Annotated in this window: 3 protein-coding genes; all 3 read right to left on the bottom strand. The window is 68.8% G+C overall.

What is annotated here, in order from left to right:
- Positions 1–9 precede the first annotated feature (9 nt).
- Entirely contained in the window at positions 10–1752 is a 1743-nt protein-coding gene (locus MMG85_RS03560; RefSeq protein WP_241044760.1) for a DUF11 domain-containing protein, read from the bottom strand.
- Between the two features lie 315 nt (positions 1753–2067).
- The gene (locus MMG85_RS03565; RefSeq protein ID WP_241044761.1) at positions 2068–3999 is read right to left on the bottom strand and encodes a DUF11 domain-containing protein; all 1932 of its coding nucleotides are present in this window, start codon (positions 3997–3999) and stop codon (positions 2068–2070) included.
- Positions 4000–4451: 452 nt separating this feature from the next.
- The gene (locus MMG85_RS03570) at positions 4452–5810 is read right to left on the bottom strand and encodes a DUF11 domain-containing protein (RefSeq protein WP_241044762.1); all 1359 of its coding nucleotides are present in this window, start codon (positions 5808–5810) and stop codon (positions 4452–4454) included.
- Positions 5811–6000 lie beyond the last annotated feature (190 nt).

Consider the following 6000-nt stretch of genomic DNA (forward strand, 5'->3'; position numbering starts at 1 on the left):
GACGCCGGCTCAGGGCAGGCCGGTCGCCGTCACGTTGCAGGTCAGCGTGACGCTGACCACGCCTCCGTCGGGCAACGCCGGGATGGCGACGCCGGGCGCGGTCTGGATGAGCGCCGCCGTCAGCGGCGACGGACAGCTCGCGCCGCCCGTGGCGGTGCACGTGGGCGCCGGCAGGCCGGCGGCGGTGCAGTCCAGCCCGGCGCTGGCCGGGTCCAGCAGCCGCGCGTTGTTGGCGGTGGCCGGACCCAGGTTGCGGACCGCCAGCGTGAAAGCGACCTGTCCGAGCGACAGCGCCGGATCGGGCGTCGCGGTCTTGACGATCGACACGTCCGTCGAGAGTTCCAGTACCAGCGGCCCCGTCGCCGTGTCGTTGCCGGTATTGAAGTCGTTGTTGGTCGGGTCCGCATCGCCATCGGGCACGGTGCGGCCGAGTGCGAGGCTGACCGTGTACGTGCCGCTGGCGGTGGGTGCGTTGACGGTGACCGGGAAGGTGAAGGAACGGCTGCCGCCCGATGCTCCCGGTGCGGGCGCACCCGCCATCACGGAGTTGAGCGCGCAGGTCACGACCTGCCCCACCACCGTGCATCCCGGCACCGCCGTCGCTGTCCAGCCCGCCGGCAACGTGGTGCGCAGCGTGAACCCGTCGGTCGCGGCGACCGCACCCGGCCCCAGGTTGGTGGCGGTGATGGTCACGTCCTGCAGCTGCCCGTGGTGCGTGTAGGCGGTCGGCGACGTGGTGATGGCCACCGCGAGATCGGGCAGGCCCTGCACCGCCAGTGTGCAGGACCCATCCTGGCGGTTGGCCAGCGTGATGCCGGCCGCGCAGGTGCCACTGGTGACGAAGGTGTTGGCCGCGATGCCCGCCGGCCGCTGCGCGACCTGCGCCGTATAGCCGGTGCCGGGCACCACGTAGATCTCGCGGCCGGACTGGAATTGGTTGATGTTCGCCACCGGCGTGGCGTGGGGCGTGCGGCCGGCGCCGTTGTTCGCGCCGCCGTCGTTGAGCGTCACGCCCCCGCGCCGCAGGTCGACCAGCCACCCCGCTCCCCCGAGCGTGGTCGACCACGCAAAGTCGCTGAACGTCATGACCGTGGAGAAGCGCGCCTGCAAAAAGCCGCCGCAGTAGATGTTGATGCCGTCGTAGCCCTGCCCGCCCTCCTGGCGGTGATAGCCGGACACGGCGGTATCGGCCAGGTTGTCGCAGAAGTAGCCACGAAAGGTGTGCGTGGCGTTGTTTTCGATCACGCCCGCCGACAGCACCGTCTGCGGCGCCGCCGTGTTGATCTGCACCCAGTCGGCGACACTCAGCTGGACCGGTCGGCAGGCCGGCTGCACCTGCGAGACCCACTCGAACGTTCCGGACGTCACGCGGTCGTTGCCGCCCATGCGCTGGACCACCTGCCCCGCCGGGCAGGTGGCCTCCTGCACCGTACCAGGACTGGAATAGGCGAAGCCCGGCACTTCCGGGGTGCCGGACGGCGTGGTCTGGGTCAGCGTCACCGTGGTGCCGTCGGTGGCGACGCGCGAGCAGTAGAGCCCCAACTGCGAGGTCATGCCGAAGGTGGTCACGAAGGTATTGGTCGCCTTGTCCACGTGGCGCACGCCGCTCAGCACCGTGCCGGCGGGGCACTGCACAGGCCCCACCGACCCCTTGTTGGTACCGATCGTGCCCGTCAGGACGCCCGGATCGACCGAGATGCCGGCCTGCGCCGATGCCTCGCCGACCACCAGACCGCATGCAATCAGCGTCACGAGGCGCAGGGAGTGGCGTTGTCTCATAGGCGATCTCGGGCAGTTGGGCTGGCGGTCCAGTACGCAGGCATGGGCACCGAGTCCTCGGGACGCACGGCAAGCGTTACATGATGGTCGGCGACGTACTGCAGGGGCTCCTATTGCATCGCCCGCTACGCCACCATTATGTGATGGTCAGCACAATTTATCGACTTCACGGCGACCATCAGGACATTGGCCGCCACGCGCGCCGGGACCGCGTCCTCGGCCATGGGATCCGCCACCGGCTCCATGCGCCCCCGGCGGCGGGGCGGGCGGCGCCCGGCAAGACCCTCGCTACGGCGTGAAACCGCTGGCGGTCACCGTGCAGGTCAGCAGCAGCGAGATGCTGCCCCCGGCAGGCAAGGTGGGGATGGTCAGTCCCGGTGCGGCCTGCAGGCCGGCCACCGTCGGCGACACCGGACACGCCGCAGCGCCGGCTGCCGTACAGCTGAGCGCGGTGCAGTCCAGGCCCGCTGCGACCGGGTCGCGCACCTGCGTGCCGTTGGCGGCCGCTGCACCGGCGTTCGACACCAGCAGGGTGAACTGGACGGCCTGGCCCGGCAGCCGCACCGGGTCACTCGCGGTCTTGAGAATCGATACATCGGCGAGGCGTGCCGCGTTGGCGAATGTGCAGGTCAGGTCGTCGCCCGCCACCGGCGTGATGCCGAAACTGACCCCCGTACCACTGGGCGTCTGGCCGCCGGCACGCGCGTTGGTGCATGTGTAGGTGCTGTCGTACTGGGCCAGCACCGTGGTACCGGCGGCCCCCTCGGCCAGGGTGTAGAGGCTGCCGGTCGTCGCACCCGCGTGGGTCAGGATTCCCGTCGCGGTGCTGCCGCTGCCGGTGGTGGTGATGGCGGTCGGCGCATTGGGGCCGGTCATCGACAGGCTGAACTGGTCGGTTGCCTGCACGCGCCCGTTCGGCAACGACTTCCGCAGGCGGAGGATGGGCAGTTTCTCGTTGGTGAAGGTGCAGACGATGTCGCTGTTGAACGTCGTCGCGGCCGCGCTCAGCCTGACGGTGCCGCCGCCGGCCACGCCCCCTGCCGACAGTCCACTGACCGTGGCCGTCCCGCCCGAACCCAAGCCCGTACAGCTGACGCCCGTCAGCCGGTAGCCGGGCGTGGTGGCTTCGGTGATGTCGGTGCTGGCGCCGACCGTCCCCAGGGTGCGCGTGGTGCCGTTCACCGGCGTGCCTGCCACCGCCGTGGTCACGGCGGTCGCGGCATAGCCGTTGGTGCCGGTGAAGTTGAACGTGCCCGCGCCGCCATTGCTGATCTTGCGCACGGTGACGGTGGGCGTGGGCTCGACCACCGACACGCCGATCAGCAGACCGTCGCCATTGAAGTCATCGCCGTTGCCGTTCCAACTGGAATAGGCCCCATTGCCCCGCAGGTAGACGCGCAACGTCACCACCGTCAGTCCCGTGCCATTGACGCGCACCGAACCGCACGCGCCCACGCCGGTGGCGCACGAGGCGCCAGGATTGGCTGCGCCGTTGTTGATCTGGTTACCCGACAGCACGAGCGCGCTGTTGCCCGACAGGCGCGTCAGTGTCACTCCGGGCGTCATCACATCGAACTCGGCACTGATCGAAAGCGGGGTGACACCGTTGGGCGAACCCGTCACCGCGCCCAAGCCGGCGAAATGCAGGATGGGATTGTCGACCGCGGCACTGAAGCGGATTTCCAGATCCGCCATGCGCACGCGCGAGCTGGTGGCCGGTACCGGCGCGCGCGTGGCGATGGCGTCGGTCGACACGACCAGACGCACGCCGGCATTGGCCACCAGATCGATACCCTGCCCGGCAGCCGCGGGGCTGACCGAGGTCAGATGGCTCGCTGAAGCGCTGCCCAGCCCGCTCAGGTTCTGGTAGATCACGCCGGCCGACGGCGTGATGGTGGGGCTGGAACTGGCGCCACCGCCGAAGAAGACCGCATTGCGGCCGGTGTTGGCCGTATAGCCCTGTGCATCGGTGAGGCCGGTGTACTGCTGGCTGGTGAGCCGGTAGGTCACGTCGATGGCGGGCGTGCGCGCCACCATGGCGTTGCCGGCGGGATTGTTGGTGTTGTGGCGCAGCGTCACCACCTGGTCACCTGCAGCCGGGCCATTGGTGGTGGGGCCGCTGCCGGCGACGCCACCCGTGCCGTTGACGACCGACTCCAACGCGACCTGAGCCAGCGCAACGGGCATCCCGAGCAGGCCCAGAAAGAGGACTGCCAGCACTCGGCAACGCATCGTGATTGCGAACGGCTTGCTCATGACTTTCCCTTGCGGCGGACTCGCCGCAACACGTTGCCTCGCATGCAGGGTGTGACGAGCGAGGGGATCCGCACCGCGACTGCGCTCATCGAGGATGGTCCGAGTTCCACCTTGACGCCGGTGGTTGTCGGTGACGTGGCGGAACCAGGCACGCACTGCGGCTTGCCACCTAGGTCGTCGTTTCAGCGTGTCGCAGGACAGCCGGCAGGTGTCGGCGCACGCGTGCAACCGAAGAGGGAAAAGATCCCTCGTTTCCGGTATCCGATCTTTTTGTGCAAGACGATCAACGGGTGATCGCTCACGTTGCGCTTGCGATGAGGGACACGCTTCGGTCCCTCATCGCCGGCGCTGCGACGCCCGCAGCATCACTGGACGCACGAGAACATGCGCATCGATGCGCATGCTTTCCGTGCGGATTACGGCGCCAGGCCGGTCGCCGTCACCGTGCACTGAAGCGTCACCGTCACCTGCGCATTGACACCCAGGGTCGGGATGGTGACGCCGCCGGCCAGCAGCGTGGCCACCGGTAGCGAGGCGGGGCACGTTGCGCCACCCGCGGCGACACAGGTCGCGGTGGTGCTGGGCGCGCTGCAGTTCTGCCCGGCACCGGCCACGTCGGCCAGCACCACGTTGCTCACGGGTTGCGGGCCGTTGTTGCGCACCACGATGGTGTAGGTCGCCACCTGGCCGCTGACCACCGGACTCGGTGCCACCGTCTTGTTGACCTGCACCTCGGAGCGCGGCGCGATGTTGGTGAACGTGCAGGTGATCGCGGCACCGGGGAAGGTGTGCCCGGTGGTGCCGCCCGGAATGGTGTAGGTCGCCCCCGACAGGCTGCCGATCGTCGCACCGCCCGCGTTGGTGCAGGTCGCGCCCACCAGCGACCAGTTGGTCGGCAGGCTGCTCTCGTTGATGGTCACCGCCGTGTTCGGCGTGGTGATGCTGAACACCTGCACGCCCGCCGTGGTCGCGTTGCCGTCCACTTGTGTCGGCGTGTTGACGGCGGTGGTGGTGACGGTCGCGCCAGTGTTCCGCGAGGTGTTGGTCAGAGTGAAGCCGAACGGACCGCCCGCCAGCAGCTGGGTGGTCTTGCGCAGCGTCAGCGTGGGATTGCAGGCCTGCAGGCCTGCCAGCGTGTAACTGCCCGAGCTGCGGTCGTCGTAGTAGATCAACTCGACGCGCTGGACCAGCAGGCTGCCGAAGTTGAAGCTCACCGAGCCACGGCGGTCGTCCACGTCGCCGCCATTGGCATTGAAGCGGTTGCCGCCCATGTACACCAAGCCCGACGTGCCATCGCTGTTGTCGAGGGTGTAAATGGCGGTGGACAGGCTGATCAACGCGCCGCTCTGGTCGTAGGCGTTGACGATCACATGGTCGCCGGCGTCCAGGTCGTGCAGGCGGAACGTCAGGCCCGCGACCGGCAGGTACTGCGTCAGGTTGGAAGGATTGCGGAACTCGTAGGTCGACCGGATGTTGTCGCCGGGCGCGTCGGCGCTGCCGGAGTGGCCGATGCGCACACCGACATCGCCGGTGATGTGGCCATCGTCGATGGTGTTGGTGCTGATGCTGGCGCTGCCGGCGACGGCATGGCTCACCTGCAGGCGGGACGTGCCGACGTAGACGTTGTTGAGATTGATGTTGCTCTGACTGGTGCCGGCATCGCCGTCATAGTCCGCCAGCGGATTGACGGCGCCAGCCGGACACGTCTGCGCGCGTGCCGGCGCCATGACCAGCAGCATCCCCACCATGGCCAGCGCGGCGGCGGCCCTGTGCATCGATCTTGCGTCCATCGTTCCCCCTTGCATGCGGTTGTTCCTGCGGTTCCCGGCAGCGGCGTCGCCGATCCGACCGACCGGTGCCTCCTGGCGCGACCTCGCGCTGCGGAAATGTGACTTTCAATCTGGGCTTTGATCGGTGTTTCGGAGAACAACAGGACATCCGAGGCCCGGCGCCCCGCCCCTGTAC

Source organism: Pseudoxanthomonas sp. LH2527 (assembly GCF_022539275.1).
Lineage (GTDB): Bacteria > Pseudomonadota > Gammaproteobacteria > Xanthomonadales > Xanthomonadaceae > Pseudoxanthomonas_A.

Bases quoted from the DNA above. Each gene is read 5' to 3' on its own strand.
- MMG85_RS03570 (WP_241044762.1), bottom strand. From the start codon at position 5,810: ATGCACAGGGCCGCCGCCGCGCTGGCCATGGTGGGGATGCTGCTGGTC.